Source organism: Rhodococcus sp. NPDC006774 (genome assembly GCF_040636045.1).
Taxonomy (GTDB): domain Bacteria; phylum Actinomycetota; class Actinomycetes; order Mycobacteriales; family Mycobacteriaceae; genus Rhodococcoides.
The window spans coordinates 181,822-203,226 of record NZ_JBEYIW010000005.1; the positions used below are offsets into that span (position 1 = coordinate 181,822).

The window sequence follows — 21,405 nt, forward strand, 5'->3', positions numbered from 1 at the left end:
AAAGCTCTGCCCATAGGCTCCTAGAGAGAGATCCTTCACAATTCGGAAACCGTTGCGGCAGTTGAATTTTGTGAGAAGACACGAAAAAGCCCCACGAACCCTTGGTTCGTGGGGCTTTTCGGTGCCGTAACGGGCCGAAAGCTGAAATCAGCTTCCGACGACCTCCAGCTTGAACTTGGCGGTCACGTCGGGGTGCAGGTTCACGACGATGTCGTGCTTGCCCGTGCTCTTGACGTGAGCCTTCGGCAGATCGATGCTGCGCTTGTCGACGACCGGGCCACCGGCAGCCTTCAGAGCAGAAGCGACGTCCGACGCGGTGACCGAGCCGAACAGCTTGCCCGAGTCGCCCGCGGTCTTCACGGAGAGCGTGACGGCCTCGAGGCCTTCGATGGCCTGCTTGAGCTCGTTGGCGTGCTCGAGGCCGCGGACGGCACGAGCTTCCTGAGCGCGGCGGATGCCGTCGACCTGCTTCTGAGCTCCACGGGTGGCCTGGATGGCCAGTCCGCGGGGCAGCAGGAAGTTACGGCCGTAGCCGTCCTTGACCTCTACGGTGTCGCCAGGCGCACCGAGGTTGTCCACATCAGCGGTGAGGATCAGTTTCATACCAATCGCCCCTTTCTATCGAGCCGTCGCGGCGTAAGGCAGCAGTGCTACCTCACGCGAGTTCTTCACGGCAACGGCCACGTCACGCTGATGCTGGACGCAGTTGCCGGTGACACGGCGAGCACGGATCTTTCCGCGATCGCTGACGTACTTACGCAGCAACGTCGTGTCCTTGTAATCGATCGACGTGTTCTTTTCCTTGCAGAAGGAACACGCTTTCTTCTTGAGCACCTTGTCGCGCAATGGCGGTTTGGGCATGGGTCTTTCTCCGTTACATCTGGTTGTTCTCGATCGAAGGATCTAGAACGGTGGCTCTTCGTCTCCGCCACGTCCGCCGAAGGAGCCCGACGCCGCCGGGGCACTGCCCCAGGGATCGTCTCCACCGGAACCGGAGTTGGTCGAGGAGTTCGAGCGGCCGCCGCCCGATCCGCCGGAGGAACCGGAGCCGGAGCCGGAGTTGAAGCCGCCTCCGCCGCCACCTCCACCGCGATTGGCCTTGTTGACCTTTGCGGTGGCGTAGCGAAGTGAAGGTCCGATCTCGTCGACTTCGAGCTCGACGACTGTCCGCTTCTCACCTTCACGCGTCTCGTACGAGCGCTGCCGCAGCCGTCCGCTCACGATCACTCGCGAGCCTCGGGTCAAGCTCTCGGCAACGTTCTCCGCTGCCTCGCGCCAGATGTTGCAGCGCATGAAGAGCGCGTCGCCGTCTTTCCACTCGTTCGTCTGACGATCGAATGTGCGCGGGGTCGATGCAACCGTGAAGTTGGCAACCGCCGCACCGGCGGGGGTGAATCGAAGTTCTGGATCAGCCGTCAAGTTTCCGATGACGGTGATGACGGTCTCGCCTGCCATGGTTCCTCTTTCAGTAGTAAGCGTTGTAGATGCCAGCCTAGAGGCGGGCAACGACAATTACTTGCCCTGTCGCAGGACCTTCGTACGCAGAACGGACTCGTTGAGTCCGAGCTGACGATCCAGCTCGCTGACGGTGGCAGGCTCGGCGTTGAGGTTCACAACGGCGTAGATGCCCTCGGCATGCTTGAGGATTTCGTAGGCCAGACGACGCTTGCCCCACACATCGACCTTGTCGACGGTGCCGCCATCCTTGCGAACGACGTTGAGGAACGTATCGAGCGACGGAGCGACAGTGCGCTCGTCCAGATTGGGGTCGAGAATGACCATCAATTCGTAATGACGCATAAGACCTCATCACCTCCTGTGGACTAGTGAAAACGGCCACGGACTATCCGTGGCAGGAGGGTCGTTGCGTCAGCAACCCCTCGAAGATACACGACAGGGCCCTGACCTGCTAATTCGCGTCGGGCGCACGGTCGGGCGTTCGCGCGTCATAGTCTTGCACCATGCGATCCGGGGTCCGCGCCAATCCGATGACGGTCGTCGTGGTCGTCGCGATGGCTGCGGTGGGATTGATTCTGGGGTATCTGAACAAGGCCCGATGCGCGGTCGCGCCGTTCGACGCCTCCGGTCGCAGCACGGTGTTCGACGCCATCAAGGATTCCTCGGTCTGCTACTCCGACATCCAGTTCCTGTGGCTCGGCCGAGACATCGACAATCACATCTTTCCCTACATCCACGGGGCCATCACCAGCGACGGGATCCTCACGGGCGGGACGGTGGAGTACCCCGTCCTCAGCGGGTTGCTGATGTGGCTCGGAGCCATTCCCGCCCACACCGATGCACAGTTCCTGTTGACCTCGGCGTTGATTCTTGCGCCGTTCGGTCTGCTCACCGCCTGGATGCTCGGCCGAATGGCGGGCTGGTCCGCCCTGCTGTGGTCGATCGGACCGCCGCTGGTGATGTACGCCTTCCACAACTGGGAGCTTCCCGTCGTGGCCACCGCCGTCGGCGCGATCTTCGTCATGACGCTGCCGATGCCACTGCGGCGCAGAGCGATTCTCGCGTCGGCGCTGCTGGCCGTCGGCTTCTGCCTCAAGCTCTATCCGGGAGCATTCGTGTTGCCCCTGATCGCGTACGTGGTCACCGGCGGCATCGACGGGCGCGAGTCCGCCGACACCGCCGAAGGTCGCTGGGACATCCGCGGCGGCCTGATGGTTGCCGGCGCTGCGATCGGCACCGTCGTCGCAGTGAATCTGCCGTTCGCAGTGCTCGGTTACGAGGGGTGGCGCGCATCCTTCACGTTCCAGTCGCTGCGGCAGGCAGACCTGACGACCAACTCCATCTGGTACTGGGGGCTGCGCCACTTCTACATCAGCGACCAGATGACTCCCGATGCCTACGCCGAGGCCGAGGCATCCTTCCAGGACGTGGTCGACGTCGCGTCGCCGCTGCTGGTGTTCGCCGCGTTCGCTCTTGCGCTGTGGCTCGGCTGGCGTCGAGCAAAGGTCGACGGGACGTACCCGTGGGTCGCTGTGAGCGGATCGATGCTGTGCGGGTTCATGCTGCTGCACAAGGTGCACTCGCCGCAGTACACGCTGTGGCTGCTGCCCTTCCTGGTGCTGCTTCGCGTCCCGTGGGGACTCGTCGCCGCGTATCTGCTCGTCGATCTGTCGATGGGAATCGGCGTCTTCAAGTACTTCGCCGCGTTGGCCTCGGGTGCCGATGCCAACGACGAGGAGTTCTTCGTTCTCGTCGGGGTGTGGGGACGAGCGCTGCTGCTGATCGTGCTGTTCGTCTTGTTCATCCGAGCGCACGCGCGGATTCCGTCGAACGACGAAACCGACTCCGAGTCGGTAACGTCTCGCCCGCCGGCATCGACATCGTTGACGACATCATCGGGGCAGTAAGGCGCACAGTGGGGCGGGGACATGACGCAGGCGTCACGATCGCAGGGGAACACCGGGGAGCAGATCACCGAAGTACGACGCGTCGGCCTCGTCGAGGACCACGAATCGGTAGCGCTCGGACTCAAGGCAATGCTCGCGGACGAACCCGATCTAGAACTGGTGTCCACCGCCGCCACGGTCGCTGAGTTGCTCGCCCAGCAGCAGACATTCGATCTGGTCGTGCTCGATCTTCGTCTCGGTGACGGTTCGTCACCCCGCTCGAACGTGGAGCAGTTGCACGCCGCAGGCGCGCGCGTCCTCGTCTACACCGGTGCCGAGAACGCCTTCCTGGTTCGCTCGGCAGCCCGTGCAGGCGTGCTGGGCGTGGTCCGAAAGTCCGCACCCGCAGCGGCGATCGTCTCCGCGATCCGACGCGCGGCGAGCGGCGGGCAGGTCGTGACGACGGACTGGGCTGCCGCGATCGACGGTGATCCGCAGCTACCCGACGTCGGACTCAGTCCACGTCAGCGCGAGGTACTCGCCCTCTACGCGTCGGGCGAGAAGGCCGGACGCGTCGCCCGCCTGGCCGGACTGTCCGAGCAGACCGTCAACGACTACCTGGTTCGGATCCGCAACAAATACGCCGAGGCGGGGCGTCCGGCACCGACGAAAACCGATCTCTACAAGCGAGCGGTCGAGGACGGCTGGCTCCCGATGCCCGAGCTACCTCCGCAGGATTGACTCGACGACGGCGGCCCTGCTGTGGTTCATCCCACAGTCTCGGCACGAGGGAAACGCATGGTTGACGGTTCAATGCCCCTAATTGTCAGGGCAGAAAACCTGCGCATTACCTGTGAGAATCGTTCTCATTGGTTTAGTTGGTCTCAACCCACTTCGGCGCCCGGGAGATCTGATGTCCGCTCTGCTCGACCCCATGCCCTCCGAGAGCGGCTCATCGCTCCCGGCACCGCTTCGCTCACGTGGCCCCATCAGCCTGGTTCCGCCCCCCATGCAGATACACCCCGTTCCCGCCGCTGCGAGCCCGTTCCCGCCCCGACCGGATCTGACCGACCGCGAGATCGAGGTCCTGCTCTGCTGGATTCGACACGATTCGAAGACCGAAGTGGCGAAGGCACTGTTTCTCTCGCTCGGCACCGTCAACACCCACCTCACCCGCATTCGGGCCAAGTACACCTCTGTCGGGCGCCCGGCACCGACCAAGGCGGGGCTCGTCGCGCGAGCACTGCAAGACGGGCTCGTCGATATCTCGGAGCTGTGAGACCGCCGGTCAGACGCTGACGGCGGTCTCCACGCCTTCCTTCTCGAGACGCTTGTTGCGTCGGATGCTGCTCAGCAGAGCGGCTCCGATGAACAGGATTCCCACGAAACCGGTGATCAACTCGTTGATGTGCACACCGATCGAGACCAGCAGGATGATGGACAACGCACCGATCGCCCAGTGCGCACCGTGCTCGAGGTACACGTAGTCGGACAACGTTCCCTTGCGAACCAGGAAGACCGTGATCGAGCGGACGAACATCGCGCCGATGAAGCCGAGGCCGAGCGCGATGATGATGGGGTCCGCGGTGATGGCGAAGGCACCGATGACACCGTCGAACGAGAAGGACGCGTCGAGCACCTCGAGGTAGAGGAACAGGAAGAACCCGGCCTTACCCGTCGCCTTCGCCAATTCGCTCGGACCGTTCGAGGACTCCTCGCCCTCTTCTTCGACGTGGAAGAGCTCACCGAGACCGTTGACCGCGATGTACGTGATCATGCCGAGCACACCGGAGACCATGACGGTGGAGATCTTGTCGTCGTCGGCGAGGAATTCGGCGCTCAGTACCAGCAGCAGGCCTGCGACGACCACGGACAGCTGATCGAGGCGGCCGATGCGAGCGAGGGGCTTCTCGAGCCAGCTCAGCCAGGTGATGTCGCGGTCCTCGAAGATGAAGCCGAGGAAGAGCATGAGCAGGAACATGCCGCCGAATGCAGCGATCTGCGGATGCGCGTCGGTGAGGAGTGTCTCGTAGCTGGGAGAACCGTCCGGGAAGGTCGCGGCGCCGTCTGCCGGCGGGTTCAGCGCCAGATCGATGGCGGCGACCGGACCGAGGCCCGACGCAGCCCAGACGATGACCAGCGGGAACAGCAGCCGCATACCGAACACGGCGATGATGATGCCGATGGTGAGGAAGATCTTCTGCCAGAACTCGCTCATGCGTCGCAGCACGGTGGCATTGATGACGGCATTGTCGAAGGACAGCGACACCTCGAGCACACCGAGGATGAGAACGAGGATCATCGCCTCGATCCCGCCGTACAGGAAAGCCACGATGACGGACACGATGGTGACCGCGATCGACCATCCGAAGATCTTCACAACCACAGTCGTGGCCCTTCTCGAGACTAAAGACGGAAAAACCCCCGCCCATCATGAATGACGAGGCGGGGGTACTCCCAATCTTGAGAGGGTCTTTACTACACGTTTACTCCGAAATCGCGCGCGATTCCTGCGAGTCCGGACGCGTAGCCCTGACCGACTGCGCGGAACTTCCACTCCGCACCGTTGCGGTACAGCTCACCGAAGACCATCGCGGTCTCGGTGGAGGCATCCTCGCTGAGGTCGTAGCGAGCGAGCTCGGAGTTGTCGGCCTGGTTGATGACGCGGATGAACGCGTTGCGCACCTGACCGAACGACTGCGAGCGTGCGTCCGCATCGTAGATCGATACGGGGAAAGTGATGGTCTCGATCTCCGGCGGCACAGCGGCGAGATCGACCTTGATCTGCTCGTCGTCTCCGTCGCCCTCACCCGTGGTGTTGTCGCCGGTGTGCTCGATGGAGCCGTCGGGAGACTTCAGGTTGTTGAAGAACACGAAGTGCCCGTCGCTCAGGGCCTTCTTCGTCGAGTTCAGAGCGATGGCGCTGGCGTCGAGATCGAAGTCGGTGCCGGTCGTCGTGCGGATGTCCCATCCGAGACCGACCACAACCGCGGTCAGGTTCGGAGCTGCCTTGGTGAGCGAGACATTGCCACCCTTGCTGAGGCTGACGCCCATGGAGAGGTCCTTTCGCAATTGGTTTCCCGTTACGGGTTCAACCGTAGTGGGAATGTCCGGTTCTTGGACGTACTCCGCCAACGAGTACGACATCGCCAGGGTTCCCGTCAGTACTATCGAACAGGTGACAAGTCGCTGGCCTGGGGTGTTCCGCCGGGGTGCCGAAGCGGACGCCGCCGCGCGTCGTTCCCAGGACAACGCTGTCGCCGCGTTTCTCGACATGGACAAGCGTCAGTCCATCGCCTCGGCGGGCGTCGAGGCCTCCACCGCACTGCGCCCCCAGGATCGACTCGCCGGCCGATGGACCGACACCGAGAAGCAGTGTTTCGACGCCGGAGCCGCCTACCTCGCTGCCGTCGAGCAGTTCGACGGAATCACCACCCCGGCCGCCAGATCGGCCTTCGACCGAGCGACCGCGCTTCTGCACGATGCCAGCACTGCCGTGGACCGGTTCTACGACGCTCATCGAGGCACCCTCGAGCAGGCCTCCGCTCAGTTCGCCGCCACCCCGCGCCTGGTCCAGGACGCCTTGGCCGAGGCCGACGCAGCCCGATCCACCGTCGACGAACAGTTTGCCGGCTACCCATCACTCCGGCAGGCCTGGCGCGAACTCGATTCGGCAACAACGCAATTGCAGGCCGACCAGCGTGACCCCCTGCGTGCCCGAGAGCACGCCGCCCTGGTCCGTGACCGGGCCGCGGCACTGCGGGCTGCCGTGGACTCGGCCCCGGGACGCCTTCAGGAGGCCAAGACGGCACTGGCCTCGGTGCGCACCCGAATCGAAGCCGTGCGAACGAGATCCGAGGGCATTGCCCCGGCATTCTCGAGCCTGCTTCGGGAGTTCAACGCCAAGAGCTCGGCAGACCTGTCTCGCAACGAACGGTCGAGTGCGCGTCACATCGAGCAGGCCGACGAGGATCTGAGCGCGGCGCGTTCGGCACTCGGTGCGGGCAATCCCGAACACGCACTGGATCTGGTGACCCAGGCGCGCCAACACCTGAGCGATGCCGAACAACTGGTCGACGCGGTCACCGATCGAGTTCGGCTACTGCGCGCGGTCAAGGCCGATCCGAAAGAGACCGAGAACAAAGTGCGGTTCAAACTTCGTGACGCTCAACAACTCGCGATCAATCGCGGTCTGGTTGCCGAATGGGGCTCGGTGTTGGATGCTCAGCTCGCCCGGATCGACAGGGCGAGCACGGCGCTGACGGGTACCCATCCCGACTACTGGTCATATCTGCAGGATCTGGATACCATTTCGGACTTCATCGCAGGCGTGATCGACCGCATGCGTACCTCGCACTGATCACATTCACACGAAGGACAGTGGTGCAACACTTTCGCCATCTCGACGCAGACACCCGTGACCGAGTGTTCTTCCTGCAGCCGGAGGACATCGAGACGAGCGACGGAAACGACCTCGTGGCAACGGCTCTCGGCGCAACGCTGTACATCCCGGCGACGCGTCCCGACCTGACCGCGACGGTGAACAAACGCACCGACGAGGGGGTGCGGTCCATCGTCATCGATCTCGAAGACGCTGTGGCGGACCATAATCTGGAAGAAGCGCTGGCCAACACCGTGCGAACTCTGAACGAACTCTCGGGTTCGAGATCGCTCGTGTTCGTTCGGGCTCGTACCGCCGCGCACATCCGCAGCATCTGCGCCGGCCTCGACCACGGTGCCGCCGGGCTCGCGGGATTCGTCGTACCGAAGTTCACGGCAGCACGCGGAGCCGAGTCCCTCGACGAGATCGTCGCCGCATCGAAGGCACACGGCACCCGTCTGTTCGCCATGCCCGTCCTCGAATCCACGGAAGTGGTGCACCGGGAGACGCGCGACGCGGAACTCGTTGCCATCCGTGAACTCCTCGGCCGCTATCGCGACACGGTGCTGGCGGTGCGCATCGGTGCCACCGACATGTGCGGGACCTTCGGCATCCGCCGCGACCGCGACCTGACGATCTACGACGTCCGCGTCGTCGCCGACGTCATCAGCGCGATCGTCAATCACCTGGGCCGGTACGACGGATCGGGATTCGTCATCACCGGACCGGTGTGGGAGTACTTCGCAGACCACGAACGCATGTTCCGTCCCCTGCTGCGTCAGACGCCGTTCGTCGATCAAGAGGCCGTACGCTTCCGCCAGCAATTGGTCAGCAGCGACCTCGACGCCCTCCTGCGCGAGGTGGCACTCGACCGTGCGAACGGCATTCAGGGCAAGACCGTCATCCACCCCTCGCACGTGCCTGCGGTGCACGCACTGTCTGCAGTGACGCACGAGGAGTACCACGACGCACTCGACATTCTCTCGTCCGACCAGGGCGGCGTCCAGGCATCCGGCTACCGCAACAAGATGAACGAACTGGGCCCGCACCGCAATTGGGCGAAGCAGACGATGGTGCGCGCCAAGGCGTTCGGCGTCACCAACGAGGGGATCACGTTCGTGGATCTACTGACCGCACTGGCACAGCGATGAACGCGAATCCGGCCGACGGCATCGTGCTCACCGACACCGGCTCGTCGTCGTCCTGGACGGCAACACAATTGGTGCGTCCCGGTCTGCGTCGCAACCCCCGCCGCGCCCACCTGCTGGTCTCGACAGTGCTCGGCAAACACATACCCGTCGACCCGGACGTCGTGATCGCCGCCGGCAACGAACTGGCCGCTCTGGTGCGCACCGCGGTGAACGGTTCCGATGTCGACGTTCTCGGATTCGCAGAAACGGCAACGGGATTGGGCCATACGGTTGCGACGGCTCTGGACGCACACTGCTACCTGCACTCGACGCGTCGCCCCGTTCCCGGCATGACCGTGCACGGCGAGTTCGAGGAGGGTCACTCGCACGCCACCGACCACCTGCTGATGCCCACCTCGGCCGACCTGCTCGCCGGCGACCTGCCGTTGATACTCGTCGACGACGAGATCTCGACCGGCGCGACCGCCTTGGATGCGTTGCGACAGATTCACGCGTCGGCCGAGCGCGCGCACTACGTCATCGCATCCCTGGTGGACATGCGCACCGCCGAGCATCTCGCTGCTGCCGCTGCGGTGGCAACGGAACTCGGCGTTCGAATCGACAACGTGAGCCTGGCGCAAGGATCGGTCGAGCTGGAGCAGGGTCTGGTGGAGACGGTGCTGGACCTACCCGATCCGGTGTTCAATCCCACTGCTGCACAGCCCGGTTCGGTTCGTCGAGTCGACGCCCACTGGCCGGCGACCCTGCCCGACGGCGGCCGCCACGGATTCCTCCGATCCGACGCGGCAGGTTTCGACTCCGCGATCGACGATCTGTCGGCCACGGTCGCTGCAGCGCTCCCCGAATCGGCACCGGTGGTCGTCATCGGCCACGAGGAGCTGATGTATCTGCCGCTTCGACTCGCGGCGGCACTGCAGAAGCGGGGACACCGTGCCCTGTTCCAGACCACCACCCGGTCACCGGCATACGTTCTCGACGTGCCCGACTACCCCCTGCGCCGCGGCTTCGAATTCGCCGCGCCCGAGGACGAATCGGGACTGCGCTACCTCTACAACGCGTCCGGGCCGCACGAGGCGACACTGGTGCTCGTCGCCGACGCCCCCGCCGACACCGACGCCCTCGCGGCAGCCGCCGAGACTCTCGCCGCGTCGGGCACCGACGTACTCCTCGTGGTCGTGACCGGAGCCGACCCGGTGGCACTCGAGGTCTCGCGGCGGGCACAACCACTCCGCGGACCCGAGTTCGGCTCCTACGCAGCGGACGAAGTCACCTGGCTGCTCAAGGACCTCTCGTCGGTCTCGCTCGAAGCAGGAATCGAAGAGCGGGAGAAGCGCATTCAGGCCGGCGAGGCCCACTACGCCGAATCGCTCCCGGTCGAGTACCAACCGGATCTCGCCTACCGCGAACTGTTCGAGAAAGTGCTGCAGGAGAGTGCAACGCGGCTGGCGGTCGCGGTCGGAACCGTCACCGAGGTCGTGCTGGCCGAGCGCGGCCACGACATCGCACTCGCCTCGCTGGCCCGCGCGGGCACCCCCGTCGGAATTCTCATGCGCCGCTGGGCCTTCGCAGCCCACGGCATCGAAATTCCGCACTACGCCGTCTCGATCGTGCGCGATCGAGGTATCGACGCCGTCGCACTGCGCTACCTTGCCGAGCACCACGACTCACGCTCGGTGGTGTTCGTCGACGGCTGGACCGGCAAGGGTGCGATCGCCCGCGAACTCACCGCCGCACTCCGCGACTTTCCCGGAGCCGAGTTCGACGACGACCTCGCCGTGCTCGCCGATCCGGGCAACTGCGCGCGCACGTACGGCACCCGTGACGACTTCCTGATCGCGTCGGCCTGCCTCAATTCGACTGTGTCGGGCCTGGTTTCACGTACCGTGCTCAACGACGAACTGATTCGCCCCGGTGACTTCCACGGCGCGAAGTACTACGCCGATCTCGCGCCCGACGACGTCTCGCGTCACCTGCTCGACACCGTCGCTGCACGTTTCGAAGACGTCCGGGAGGAGGTCGCCGCCTCGGTGACCGCCGTGCTCGCCTCCGACCGAACCCCCACCTGGACGGGATGGGCATCGGTGGAGAAGGTCCGCGAGGAGTACGGCATCTCGCACGTCAATTTCGTCAAACCCGGCGTCGGCGAGACCACTCGGGTGCTGCTGCGCCGTGTCCCGTGGCGGGTGCTGGTGCGGGACGCCGATGCGCCCGAGCACGAACACATTCGGATGCTCGCCGCGGCCAGGGGAGTACCGGTGGACGTGGTTCCCGACCTCGCCTACTCCTGCATGGGGCTGATCAAGAACGTCTCGAACGCGGACGCGTCGTGAGCTCTCTCGTCGCGGTGGATCTCGACCGTACGATGATCTTCTCCGAGGGCGCACTCGGAGTGCCCCTGGACGATTCGTTCGAGTGTGTAGAGATGTACGAGGGAAAGCCACTGTCCTACATGAGCTCTCGCTCGGTTGCACTCCTTCGAGAGTTGAGCGAGACCGTGATCGTGGTGCCGACCACCACGCGAACCATCGAACAGTTTCGACGGATCGCGCTGCCCGGCGCACCCTGGCGATACGCCATCACCAGCAACGGCGGCAACATCCTCGTCGACGGTGAGCCGGACATGCATTGGCGCAACGGGTTCGCGTTGGATCTGGCGGGCATCGGTGCAGAGTTGAGATCGCGGGTCTCCGAGGACTGGGTGCTCAAGTACCGCGAGGCCGACGGCCTGTTCTGCTACCTGGTGGTGAACACGGCCGCTGTGCCCGAGGGCTTCGTCGCGGAGTGGTCGCAGTGGTGCGCCGCTCGGGACTGGAACGTCTCGCAACAGGGGCGCAAGATCTACACGATGCCCAACGCGGTGTGCAAGAGCTCTGCGGTGGCCGAGGTTCGGACCAGGCTGATTCAGGACGGCACCCTCGACGCCGATGCCCGAGTCTTCGCCGCCGGTGACGGGGCGCTCGACGCCGAGATGCTCATCGCGGCCGACGCCGCGATCCGTCCGCGGCACGGTGAACTGGAGCTGCTCGGATTCACCCGGCCCGGGTTGACCGTCACCGACTCCTCCGGCGTCCGGGCCACCGAGGAGATCCTCGAGTGGCTGCGGAACCGAACCGCCGTGCGCCGCGTCTAACTGTTCGTCGGGTAGACAGACGCGGGGCAAGGGGTGGGTATGACGGATCCGTACGAGGAACTCGCAGCGACGATCGACAAGATCGTCACCAGTACGTTCGTGACGCCGGTGGGTCCCGAATTTCTCGACTCCGTTCTGGACGCGGCATTCGAGAAGGCGAACGTGGCCCTCGACTACCGCGGCGAGTTCGAGCCGACCGAAGTGGTCATCACCGAGGCGTTCGAGGTGATGCCGCACGAGCAGATCGTGACCATGGTCGAATCGCTGGGAACCGCCACCATCGTGAACTCGTCCAAGAACTGGAACGACTTGTCCGCTGCCGCAACCACCGGATCCGACGGCTTCCGTTCCGGCATCGAGGCGGCCATGACGTCGGGCTGGTCGGGACCGACAGCCGACGCCGTCCGCGGCGGTGTGGGCAACTACGTCTCGTCCGCGACCGCGCTGTCCACCTCGATGAGCTTGATCAGCAACAAATTGCTCGAGGCGCACTCCGGCTTCACACAGACACAGTCGCGGATGCCACCGGTGGTTGCGGCACCTGTGAGCAGCATGATCGATGCCCTTCTGCCCATTCCCTTCGCCGCGAAGGATGCAGTGTCGGCCCGAGAGGAGCAGCAGGAAGAAGCACGCCGAATCATGCGCTCGGTCTACGTACCAGGGGTATTGCAGTCCGATTCCCAGGTCCCCGTGCTACCGGCAGCGCACGACCCGGTCGCTGACGGTGGCGGTTCCAGTGGAGGCTGGGGACTCGGCACCTCCGCCGGAGGCGGAGGTATCGGCTCGACCTCGGGCACCACCGGCGCGGACGGAGGAGATTCGGCGGCCCGGACGGCTGCAACACAGGCGCAGGCCGGCGGCGCCGAGGCTGCCGAAGCGGGTCGGAGCGGTACTGCTGCGTCGGAGCAGCCCGGGTCGAGCGGTTCGGGTTCCCTGCCTCCGGCCGACAACTCCGGTGAAACTCGCGCCGCAGCGGCCACCGGGCCGGGTGCTTCCGGCGGTGGTACGGGTTCGGGGGTCGGCGCGGGTCCCGGCGGCGGCTACGGCGGAACAGGACCGGGCGGCAGCGGCTTCGCCGGATCCAATGGTTCGGGCTACGGCGGCGGCGCGGGATACGGAGTCGGATCCGGAGGCAGTTCCGGTGCCGGATCGAGTTACGGCGGATCGGTTCTCGGCCCTCCGATCGGTGGCGGGGCGGGCGGCGGGGCAGGCGGTACCGGTGGTCCCGGCAGCGCAGCTGCGGCGGCCGGGCGCGCGGGAGCGCACGGCATGCCGGGAATGGGTGCCATGGGCGGTGCGCGCGGTGCCGGCGACAACGACGGCGAACACGCAACTCCCGGTTACCTCGTCGACGTGAGCAACGGCAGCGAATTGATCGGCGATCTGCCTCTGGTTGCACCTCCGGTACTCGGCGGCTGACGATGACGAGCTGGACCATGCCCGGCATCGACTTCATGATGCTGTGCAGTCGATTCGGACGCGACCGACTGCCGTATCCCCTGGTGGTCACCATCGACGTCGAGACCGTGGACGAACTCCGACAACTGCGGCGGGAGGCGTCGACGAGGATCGACGCGATGATGGACGAGAAGCTCGGCGCAGCTGTTCGGACCATCGTCGACCCGATCGTTCGTATCGAATGTCGAGGCGAGACAACCGATTCCCACTACGGAATCGTCCGCAGCCACGCAGCGATTCGTCACGACACGGCCGCGGTACTCACCCAGGAGCCGGGGCCCGACGCCTCCTCCGGCGGTGCCGTCACCATCGAACTGACCGACCCGGCCCATGCCCCCGCCGTAGCTCTCGGATCCGTACCCACTGTTGCTGCCGGCCACCGACCGGCCGAGCGACTCGAACGCGCCACTGCTGCAGCGACTTCGGGCGGGTCGCATCTGTCCACCGCGACCCGGGGTGCGACGGCGGACGAGCAGTTCCGGTCGTTCTTCGACCGCCCACGGTCTGCAGTCGGCGAGATCATCGTCGCGCGTGGCAAGACCTACGACAACCGCCGCGACACCGATGCCGTCTCGTTCTTCTGGATGGACTTCGAGCAGGACGGCCGGTACATCGTGCACTCCGCACAGACGATCGACATTGCGCCTGCCGATACCGCCGGCCTGGCGTCGGAAATCGAGCGACATGTGGCGGCTGCTCTGAGGCGGTGAACACGGCCGGCCCTTGACACCCTATCGATAAGCGATAGGTTATCGATATTCGTTGTTATCGATTATCGATAGGGAGGCGGCGGGATGGCATACGGACTGAGCTCGATGCGGACGAACAAATGGTCGATGGTGTTCTATGCGGCACTGGCCGTGGGCTGGTCCGGCTGGAAAATGTGGAAATACCACTCCTCGGACTACGTCGTCGCCACGGTCGAACCCGAATCGAACACACCGCCCGTCGAGTTGTTCGGGGGCCAGTTGCAACCGGGAAACTCGGTCGAGCTCAGTGTTCCGAAGGCCGAGATCACGCGGCTGCTGGGCTTCATCGACGTGATGCGCTACGGCGCAACCGTCGTCGGTCTGGTCATCATCCTGGTGGGTCTGCTGTTCTTCTACCGCTTCTGCAACCGCGTGATCGCGGGGAATCCCTTCACCAACGCCGCGCGCACCGACGTCGTGCTGATCGGTGTGTGCATTCTCGCGTACCCCATCATCACTGGGTTCATGAACATGCTCGGCACCAACAGCGTCGTCGGTGCGCTCGAGCTGAGCACGACCATCGACACTGCGCGGCCTGTCACCGGTCTCTGGATCGCGATCGCCGTGTCGACCTTCCTGCAGTTCGTCTACGCCGCCATCACCCAAGGCACCAAGCTCGCGCGCGATGCCGATGGTTTGGTCTGATGGCGGAGGAATTCGTCGACCACCTCGTCGTCTGCCATCTGGGCGAGATTCTCGACGCCCGCGGAATGACGCTCGCCGAGCTCTCGCGTCTCGCTGGGGTCAGCGTCGTCAATCTGTCGGTGCTCAAGAACGACCGAGCCAAGGCCATCCGATTCTCGACACTCACCGCCGTCTGTCGCGTCCTCGGCTGCACACCGGGCGACCTGTTCACGCTCCGCCAGATCTGACCGCCACCGAATCGCAGCCACACCAGTCGGACAAATCGAACAAGTACATTGGATGACGGTAACCAGCACTTCGAGAGAGAGTCCACCACATTGTCTGCTCCGGCCGGTCAACCGTTGTCCAAGGGTCAGAACGGCCCCCTCACCGTCGGTGACGTCGTCGTCTCCATTGCATTGGCCGTACCTGCGGACCTGTCTGCGCTGCTGGTCACCGACGCCGGAAAAGTACGCACCGACGCCGATTTCGTGTTCTTCAACCAGCCCACCGGCCCCGGCGTGCGCCTCGAGCCCGGTCAGGGCGGACCGGCCCGGCTCGCCGTATCGCTCGCTGCAGTTCCCGCCGACATCGAGCAGATCCGCGCCGTCATCACCCTCGACGACGCGTCGAGCAACTTCGGTCGATCCGCCGCTCCCGTTGCGCGAGTGAGCGACGCAAGCGGAAATGTGCTGTACGAGTACACGATCGACGGTTTGAGCTCGGAGTCGATCGTGATCGCGCTGGAGATCTACCGCCGTCAGGGAAGCTGGAAGGTGCGAGCCGTCGGGCAGGGTTACGCGGGCGGGTTCGCCGCGCTGGTGACCGACCACGGTGTGTCCGTGGACGACGCTCCTGCTCCTGCCCCGACACCTCCTCCCGCCCCCGCCACTCCACCGCCGCCTGCTGCGCCGCCCGCACCACCCGCCGCCCCGGTCCGCACCGAGGCTCCGGAAGTCAGCCTCACCAAGGCCAGGCCCGTCAGCCTCACGAAGGGCCAGAAGGTCACCCTGCGCAAGGACGGCGGCGTGGCTCTGACGGTCATTCGAATGGGCCTCGGCTGGGACCCGGTGACCACTCCGAAGAAGGGCGGATTGTTCGGCGGCGGCGGCCGAGCCGCAAACATCGACCTCGACGCGTCGGCGATCATGCTCGCCGACCGCAACGTCAACGATGTCGTCTACTACGGGCAGCTCAATGCCAAGGACGGTTCGATCGTGCACCAGGGCGACAACCTCACCGGCGAGGGCGAGGGCGACGACGAGGTGATCGTGGTCGACCTGACGCGGGTACCCAAGCACGTGACCGGCATCGTCTTCACGGTGACCTCGTACCGCGGTCAGACGTTCGAGCAGGTCGCGAACGCCTTCTGCCGTCTGGTCGACAACACCACCAACACCGAACTGGCCCGCTTCACCCTGCAGGGTGGCATGCCGTTCACCGGTCTGGTGATGGCCAAGGTGTACCGCCAGGGCAGTGAATGGAAGCTCCAGGCCATCGGCGACGGCATTCAGGCCAAGCACGCCGGTGAAGCCGTCAAACAGCTCGGCCGCTATATGTGACCGGTCGCCGGGCGGTCCGATACGAAGCGGTCCGATCTGCAGCGCCGTCGAGCACGCCACCGAGCGGATCGACGGCGCTGCCGTTTCGAATCAGATCCTCGGCCGGACGGTAGATCTGCCGAACGATCAACGCGCACAACCCGATCACGGCAACATCGCGCACCACGACGGTCGCGGTGAACCACTGTTCGGGGAGGCCCTTGTTCTCCACACCCAGGTAGTAGTACATCCGCGGGAACCAGACGAATGCGTCGATCGTCATCCACGCCAACAGAATTCGACGATGCGGTAGTGCCAGTACGGCCAGCGGAACCAGCCACAGCGAATACTGCGGGCTCCATACCTTGTTGGTGAGCAGGAACCCGGCGACCACGAGGAACACCAGTTGCGCGAGCCGCGGCCGCGTCGGTGCCGTCGTGCCGATGTACGCGATGAGCGCACACACGAGGGCGAACAACACGAGCGTCACGGCATTGAGCACCAACGGTTTGTCGCCCGGGTACAGGGGACCGTCGAAACCGGTCCAGCCGGTGAACGAGGTGACGACGTTGTACAGCGAATCCGGGTCGGCACCGCGCTCGGAATTGAGCCGGAAGAATTCGTACCACCCCGACGGATACAGCAGCGCGAGAGGAAGATTGACCGCCAGCCAGGCACCGATCGCGGCGCAGGCAGTGATGCCCCACTCCCGCATCTTGCCGGTGCGCCAGCACAGCACCAGCAGGGGTCCGAGGAACAGGAGGGGATAGAGCTTGGTGGCACCGCCGAGACCGATCAGAACCCCGGCCAGAACCGGCCGCTTCTTGGCCCACGCCAGCAAACCGGTGAGCGCGAAAGCCGTTGCGAGAGCGTCGAAATTGGTGAATCCGTGCACGATCACCAGCGGCGACACCGCTACGAGGGCGGCATCCCAGATACGGCGTCCGGCAGCTATGGCGGTAGCCCACACGGTGACCAACCAGGCGACGGCCAGGCCCAGGGCAACCACGTTGAAGTAGACGACGACCGGCAACGCCTGCGGGAGGAAACTCAGTGAGTTCCAGGCCTTTCCGACGACCATGGAGCCGTACTGGTAGAGCCCCGCGATAACCGGGTACTCCATGTACCGAATCTGACTCGACCCGTCGGCCTTGGTTTCTTCCCAGGACTTCTTGTACGGGAACGCACCTTGATCGAGTCGCTCCGCCCCGTACAGCGGCACGGTATCGGAATAACACATCGCCACGTACTGACGACTGCCACTCCAATCGAGTCCGAGTTCGCCGCCCGGTCCCACCGGTGCCTGCTGGATACACGCAGCCTTGGCGAACCAACCGAAGCTCAGGAAGATCACCGCCAGCAGCAGAACGACCCGTAGCGCGGTGAACCAGCGCTGCCGACCGACCAGCGCGTGCTTCCCGATCGGACCGCCGATGACCGAGGACAGTTCCTCGGTCATCGGATCGGTCCGACTGGGCAGGTCGCGGTCTGCGGCGCTCGCCGAATCGAGGCGACCCGGGCTCGCCACTGCTCGACCCTTGCGGTCGGGTTCGGTCGTCACCGCCGGCGTCGCTACTGCCCGGGCGTTGCCGGTTCGGGCGCTGCCGGTTCAGGCGCCGCCGGTTCGGGTTCTGCGGGCTGCGCCGGTGCCAGTCCGGGCAGCGGGATGGTCACGCCGGGCAGAATCTCGACCTGCCGCGGAGTGATGACGACCGGCGGCGAGATCTCCGTCGGAATCGGCAAGGTCACCTGCGGCGGAGCTGTCGATGGTGCCACCGTGGCCGTCGGGGCCGGAGCTGAGTACTGCGGCACACCGGCCTGACCCGCAATGGCCTCTGGCGTCGGGAAGGTCTCGTTCGAGGTGCCTTCCAACGTGCCGTCCATCGTGTCTTTCCAGATGTCCGACGGTATGCCCGATCCGTAGATCGGTCCGCCGTAGCTGTTCTCCAGCGGCAGACCCTGCTCGGTACCGACCCACACGGCGGTGGACAGCGACGGCGTGTAACCGACCATCCAGGCGTCCTTGTTCTGCCCGGTGTCTCCGAGCTGAGCGGTACCGGTCTTGGCTGCCGACTGGCGACCGCCTGCGAGGTTGTGACCGTTGGAGTAGCCGGCGATCGGGCGCATCGCCGAGGTCACGTTGTCCGCGACCGCGGCCGAGACGACCTGCTGGCCGGCTTCGGGAGCACGGTCGAGCAGCACGGTGCCGTCGGCGGTGACGACCTTCTGGACGAAGTGCGGCGTGTGATAAACCCCGGACGCAGCGAGTGTCGCGTAGGCCGAGGCCATGTCGATGACGCGAGATTGGTACTGGCCGAGCACGACTCCGTAGTTGGGGCCTGCGTTGTCGGGCTCGGTCAGGGTGGGGCCGACGCCCTCGATCTCCTGCGGGATACCGAGCTTGTGCGCCATGTCCGCGATGGCCTGCGGGCCGTTGTCCATCCCGAGCATCATTCGATAGAAGCTGGTGTTCAGAGAACGCTTCAGCGCTTCGGCGATGGTGCACGTTCCACAGGAGGCACCCTCGACGTTGCTGATCTCGATGCCGTTGACGTCGAGCGGGGAGCTGTCGTACATCTTCGAGAGCGGAATGCCCTGATCCAGCGCAGCGGCCAGGCCGAACACCTTGAACGACGATCCGGTCTGCAAGCCGGACTGGGCGAAGTCGAATCCTCGTCCGTCCGCGCCGCCGTAGTACGAGCGAACCGCACCGGTGCGCGGATCGATCGACACCGAGGCCGTCCGCAGCTCGGACGGTTCACCCTCGAGATTGCTGGTCGCGGCATCCACCGCGGCCGCCTGGGCCTTCGGATCGATGGTCGTGGTGATCTGCAGGCCCTCGGTGTTGAGGTCCTGATCACTGATACCGACAGCGGACAGCTCGCGCAGCACCTGGGCCTTGATCAAGCCGTCCGGCCCGGCATCCTGGGCGTCACCGGTATCGACCTGTGCGCTCGGGACCACTGCCGGGAACATCATCGCTCCCCGCTGGGTCGCGTCGAGCTGCCCCTGCGAGACCATGCCGTCGAGCACGTAGTCCCAACGAGCTTGCGCGCCGGTCGGGTTGAACTCGGGATCGAGATTGGATGGCTGCTGGATGACCGCCGCCAGGACCGCACCCTCTTCGACGGAGAGCTGATCCACGGACTTGCCGAAATACGCCGTCGACGCCGCTGCGATGCCGTACGCACCGCGACCGAAGTAGATGGTGTTGAGATACGCAGCGAGAATGTCGTCCTTGGACCACTGACGCGCCATCTTCGAGGAGATGACCAGCTCACGCATCTTGCGGGTCAGCGTCCGATCGTTACCGACCAACGCGTTCTTCACGTACTGCTGAGTGATGGTCGAACCGCCGCCGGCGCTGTCGCGTCCGAGCACATTGTCACGGACGGCTCGGCCGAAGCCAGTCACCGAGAATCCGGGATTGGAGTAGAAATCGCGGTCCTCGGCCGAGAGCACGGCGTTACGCACATGCTCCGGAATCTGGTCGATCGTCACATCGGTGCGGTTGCCCTCGGGTGGCACCACCTTGCCGAGCACACTCGAGCCGTCGGCGGCGAAGATCGTGGCGACCTGGTTGGTCCTGATGTCGCCGGGACGCGGCACGTCCTCGACGGTGTACGCCACCATGAACGCCAGGATCGGCACGATCAGACCCAGGGCGATCAACGCGTACATCGTGCGTCGAACGACCCGCCACTTGGACTTCTTCTTCGTTTTCGCGGCGGGACCTCTTTCGGGCGGCTCGGGCGGTTCGCTGCCCGAGGAGAGAACTGATGGATCGTTCGGTTCGTGGGGTGGTGGCACAGAGCCGGACCGAGTGACGCCCGTCGGGGCAGCGGATCGAACCGGAGGCGCGATGGGTGGCTCTCCGTACCGACGCTCGCCGTAGGGACGTTCGCCTGCGGGACGTCCACTCACCGGATCCACCGGCGGCCTGCCCTGCACGGGTCGGCTCTGCGGAGGCATCGGAGGACGGCCCTGCGGAGGCATCGGACGCTGGCCGGGAGGCGGCCCGAGACGCTGGCCGGGAGGAGGTCCCGGTCGCTGACCGGGAGGAGGCATCGGAGGACGACCCTGCGGAGGCATCGGACGTTGACCGGGAGGGGGTCCCGGACGCTGACCCGGAGGAGGTCCCGGACGCTGACCGGGAGGAGGCATCGGAGGACGACCCTGCGGAGGCATCGGACGCTGGCCGGGAGGAGGTACCGGGCGACGCCCGGGGGGATCGGAGTGTCGACTGCCGCGGGGCGGCCCGGGCACGTCGGGACGCCGTCCGGAGTCGCTACGGCCCGGTTCGTTGCTACCCGGGTTGTTGTCGTAGGGGGAACTCACGTACGAATCTCCAGTAATTTCGGCGGCCGCGTCGAATTCTCGGTGGACGAGATAGGCAGAGCGATTGTGTCACTCACTCGCTGTTCGACGGTTCGGTTGACGGGAACCCGACCGCGGACGACGGGGTTGCTTGGGCGCGGGGACGGCCCCGAGGACATAGGACTGGACGAGGTGGTTCCAACTGCACGACCTACACACCTCGACCACATGGACCGAGAACTCCTCCTGGGTCGACGCGAGGCGGACGAGTTCGTCCGCTGTTCTCGCCGACCCGGACAGGGCCCCGAGCTTCTCGCCGAACACCCAGGACACCAGCGTGAGCTGCTCCTTGCGGCAGATGGGGCACACCACGTCGCTGCCACGTCCATGGAACTTGGCAGCGCGAAGCAGGTACGGATCTGCATCACAGACCGCTGCGACACCCGTCCTACCGGAGTAGACCTCGGCCAGCAGCGACCGACGCTGAAGGGCGTAGTCCACCACCTGTCGCTGAAGTCGCACGAGGACCAGAGTACGTGCGGCCCCTCCGATGCGGACCTGCGAACCCCGCCTCGGCGGCGAGCAGGTCCTGTTTCGGCCTCGGGACACTGCGCTTCACCTGTGCCGACGCAATGATCTGTCGTTCGTGATCGATGAACACTGCGCTGATCCTCGACGTGGGCTTCACCGTCCGGTGCTTGCCCACCCTT

Annotated in this window: 21 protein-coding genes; 12 read left to right on the top strand and 9 right to left on the bottom strand. The window is 65.2% G+C overall.

Annotated elements, in window-relative coordinates; all coding sequences use genetic code 11:
* Positions 1–147: 147 nt before the first annotated feature.
* From rplI to rpsF, 4 genes are read right to left on the bottom strand one after another with little or no spacing between them, the layout of a single operon-like run.
* Positions 148–603 (bottom strand): 50S ribosomal protein L9, encoded by a 456-nt coding sequence (gene rplI, locus ABZ677_RS10200; RefSeq protein WP_032378698.1) that lies wholly within the window; start codon positions 601–603, stop codon positions 148–150.
* A gap of 15 nt (positions 604–618) precedes the next feature.
* Positions 619–861: a 30S ribosomal protein S18 gene (gene rpsR / locus ABZ677_RS10205; RefSeq protein WP_032396926.1), complete on the bottom strand. Its 243-nt coding sequence runs from the start codon at positions 859–861 to the stop codon at positions 619–621.
* 42 nt (positions 862–903) lie between these two features.
* Positions 904–1,455, bottom strand: coding sequence for a single-stranded DNA-binding protein (locus ABZ677_RS10210; RefSeq protein ID WP_358368943.1), 552 nt, complete (start codon positions 1,453–1,455; stop codon positions 904–906).
* 57 nt (positions 1,456–1,512) lie between these two features.
* Positions 1,513–1,800: a 30S ribosomal protein S6 gene (rpsF, locus tag ABZ677_RS10215; protein WP_008711385.1), complete on the bottom strand. Its 288-nt coding sequence runs from the start codon at positions 1,798–1,800 to the stop codon at positions 1,513–1,515.
* 161 nt (positions 1,801–1,961) lie between these two features.
* On the opposite strand from rpsF, the gene ABZ677_RS10220 reads away from it, so the two are divergent.
* From ABZ677_RS10220 to ABZ677_RS10230, 3 genes are all read left to right on the top strand, one after another.
* A complete protein-coding gene (locus ABZ677_RS10220; protein WP_358368947.1) occupies positions 1,962–3,365 on the top strand; it encodes a hypothetical protein in 1,404 nt (467 codons plus the stop codon).
* Between the two features lie 21 nt (positions 3,366–3,386).
* Positions 3,387–4,085 (top strand): response regulator transcription factor, encoded by a 699-nt coding sequence (locus ABZ677_RS10225; RefSeq protein ID WP_037195209.1) that lies wholly within the window; start codon positions 3,387–3,389, stop codon positions 4,083–4,085.
* A gap of 172 nt (positions 4,086–4,257) precedes the next feature.
* Positions 4,258–4,623 (top strand): helix-turn-helix transcriptional regulator, encoded by a 366-nt coding sequence (locus tag ABZ677_RS10230; RefSeq protein ID WP_037195211.1) that lies wholly within the window; start codon positions 4,258–4,260, stop codon positions 4,621–4,623.
* Between the two features lie 9 nt (positions 4,624–4,632).
* Here ABZ677_RS10230 and ABZ677_RS10235 read toward each other — a convergent pair whose 3' ends face one another.
* Both ABZ677_RS10235 and ABZ677_RS10240 read right to left on the bottom strand, forming a co-directional pair.
* Positions 4,633–5,730, bottom strand: coding sequence for a DUF475 domain-containing protein (locus ABZ677_RS10235; RefSeq protein ID WP_037195213.1), 1,098 nt, complete (start codon positions 5,728–5,730; stop codon positions 4,633–4,635).
* A gap of 92 nt (positions 5,731–5,822) precedes the next feature.
* Entirely contained in the window at positions 5,823–6,398 is a 576-nt protein-coding gene (locus ABZ677_RS10240) for a TerD family protein (protein ID WP_027495074.1), read from the bottom strand.
* 220 nt (positions 6,399–6,618) lie between these two features.
* Here ABZ677_RS10240 and ABZ677_RS10245 point away from each other — a divergent pair, with 220 nt between their 5' ends.
* The 9 genes from ABZ677_RS10245 (at position 6,619) to ABZ677_RS10285 (ending at position 16,399) form a co-directional block, all read left to right on the top strand.
* Complete coding sequence (locus tag ABZ677_RS10245) at positions 6,619–7,704, top strand: hypothetical protein (protein WP_037195637.1); 1,086 nt, start codon at positions 6,619–6,621, stop codon at positions 7,702–7,704.
* 23 nt (positions 7,705–7,727) lie between these two features.
* Positions 7,728–8,876, top strand: coding sequence for an HpcH/HpaI aldolase/citrate lyase family protein (locus tag ABZ677_RS10250; RefSeq protein WP_094635079.1), 1,149 nt, complete (start codon positions 7,728–7,730; stop codon positions 8,874–8,876).
* A complete protein-coding gene (locus tag ABZ677_RS10255) occupies positions 8,873–11,206 on the top strand; it encodes a phosphoribosyltransferase (RefSeq protein ID WP_358368953.1) in 2,334 nt (777 codons plus the stop codon). The genes ABZ677_RS10250 and ABZ677_RS10255 overlap by 4 nt, the downstream gene beginning before the upstream one ends.
* A complete protein-coding gene (locus ABZ677_RS10260) occupies positions 11,203–12,006 on the top strand; it encodes an HAD family hydrolase (protein WP_358368956.1) in 804 nt (267 codons plus the stop codon). Before ABZ677_RS10255 ends, ABZ677_RS10260 begins: the two co-directional genes overlap by 4 nt.
* Before the next feature lie 39 nt (positions 12,007–12,045).
* Complete coding sequence (locus ABZ677_RS10265) at positions 12,046–13,425, top strand: PPE domain-containing protein (RefSeq protein WP_358368958.1); 1,380 nt, start codon at positions 12,046–12,048, stop codon at positions 13,423–13,425.
* Between the two features lie 17 nt (positions 13,426–13,442).
* Positions 13,443–14,174, top strand: coding sequence for an ESX secretion-associated protein EspG (locus tag ABZ677_RS10270; RefSeq protein ID WP_358368960.1), 732 nt, complete (start codon positions 13,443–13,445; stop codon positions 14,172–14,174).
* 84 nt (positions 14,175–14,258) lie between these two features.
* Positions 14,259–14,858, top strand: a complete 600-nt coding sequence (locus tag ABZ677_RS10275) for a hypothetical protein (protein ID WP_252341970.1) — start codon at positions 14,259–14,261, stop codon at positions 14,856–14,858.
* A complete protein-coding gene (locus ABZ677_RS10280) occupies positions 14,858–15,085 on the top strand; it encodes a helix-turn-helix transcriptional regulator (protein WP_032378705.1) in 228 nt (75 codons plus the stop codon). The genes ABZ677_RS10275 and ABZ677_RS10280 overlap by 1 nt, the downstream gene beginning before the upstream one ends.
* A gap of 90 nt (positions 15,086–15,175) precedes the next feature.
* Positions 15,176–16,399, top strand: coding sequence for a TerD family protein (locus ABZ677_RS10285; RefSeq protein ID WP_256992111.1), 1,224 nt, complete (start codon positions 15,176–15,178; stop codon positions 16,397–16,399).
* On the opposite strand, the gene ABZ677_RS10290 is transcribed toward ABZ677_RS10285, so the two are convergent.
* The 3 genes from ABZ677_RS10290 to ABZ677_RS10300 all read right to left on the bottom strand — a co-directional run bounded on the left by ABZ677_RS10290 (position 16,374) and on the right by ABZ677_RS10300 (position 21,217).
* Positions 16,374–17,837, bottom strand: a complete 1,464-nt coding sequence (locus tag ABZ677_RS10290) for a glycosyltransferase family 87 protein (RefSeq protein WP_358369179.1) — start codon at positions 17,835–17,837, stop codon at positions 16,374–16,376. The genes ABZ677_RS10285 and ABZ677_RS10290 overlap by 26 nt on opposite strands.
* A gap of 113 nt (positions 17,838–17,950) precedes the next feature.
* Positions 17,951–20,059: a transglycosylase domain-containing protein gene (locus tag ABZ677_RS10295; protein ID WP_094632235.1), complete on the bottom strand. Its 2,109-nt coding sequence runs from the start codon at positions 20,057–20,059 to the stop codon at positions 17,951–17,953.
* Between the two features lie 726 nt (positions 20,060–20,785).
* Entirely contained in the window at positions 20,786–21,217 is a 432-nt protein-coding gene (locus tag ABZ677_RS10300; RefSeq protein ID WP_170945834.1) for a DUF5318 domain-containing protein, read from the bottom strand.
* Between the last annotated feature and the right edge of the window lie 188 nt (positions 21,218–21,405).

Coding starts and splice junctions, on each gene's coding strand:
- ABZ677_RS10275 (WP_252341970.1), top strand. CDS start 14,259: ATGGCATACGGACTGAGCTCGATGCGGACGAACAAATGGTCGATGGTG.
- ABZ677_RS10210 (WP_358368943.1), bottom strand. CDS start 1,455: ATGGCAGGCGAGACCGTCATCACCGTCATCGGAAACTTGACGGCTGAT.
- rplI (WP_032378698.1), bottom strand. CDS start 603: ATGAAACTGATCCTCACCGCTGATGTGGACAACCTCGGTGCGCCTGGC.
- ABZ677_RS10240 (WP_027495074.1), bottom strand. CDS start 6,398: ATGGGCGTCAGCCTCAGCAAGGGTGGCAATGTCTCGCTCACCAAGGCA.
- ABZ677_RS10265 (WP_358368958.1), top strand. CDS start 12,046: ATGACGGATCCGTACGAGGAACTCGCAGCGACGATCGACAAGATCGTC.
- ABZ677_RS10230 (WP_037195211.1), top strand. CDS start 4,258: ATGTCCGCTCTGCTCGACCCCATGCCCTCCGAGAGCGGCTCATCGCTC.
- ABZ677_RS10290 (WP_358369179.1), bottom strand. CDS start 17,837: ATGACCGAGGAACTGTCCTCGGTCATCGGCGGTCCGATCGGGAAGCAC.
- rpsR (WP_032396926.1), bottom strand. CDS start 861: ATGCCCAAACCGCCATTGCGCGACAAGGTGCTCAAGAAGAAAGCGTGT.
- rpsF (WP_008711385.1), bottom strand. CDS start 1,800: ATGCGTCATTACGAATTGATGGTCATTCTCGACCCCAATCTGGACGAG.
- ABZ677_RS10255 (WP_358368953.1), top strand. CDS start 8,873: ATGAACGCGAATCCGGCCGACGGCATCGTGCTCACCGACACCGGCTCG.
- ABZ677_RS10280 (WP_032378705.1), top strand. CDS start 14,858: ATGGCGGAGGAATTCGTCGACCACCTCGTCGTCTGCCATCTGGGCGAG.
- ABZ677_RS10270 (WP_358368960.1), top strand. CDS start 13,443: ATGCCCGGCATCGACTTCATGATGCTGTGCAGTCGATTCGGACGCGAC.
- ABZ677_RS10220 (WP_358368947.1), top strand. CDS start 1,962: ATGCGATCCGGGGTCCGCGCCAATCCGATGACGGTCGTCGTGGTCGTC.
- ABZ677_RS10295 (WP_094632235.1), bottom strand. CDS start 20,059: ATGTACGCGTTGATCGCCCTGGGTCTGATCGTGCCGATCCTGGCGTTC.
- ABZ677_RS10225 (WP_037195209.1), top strand. CDS start 3,387: ATGACGCAGGCGTCACGATCGCAGGGGAACACCGGGGAGCAGATCACC.
- ABZ677_RS10245 (WP_037195637.1), top strand. CDS start 6,619: ATGGACAAGCGTCAGTCCATCGCCTCGGCGGGCGTCGAGGCCTCCACC.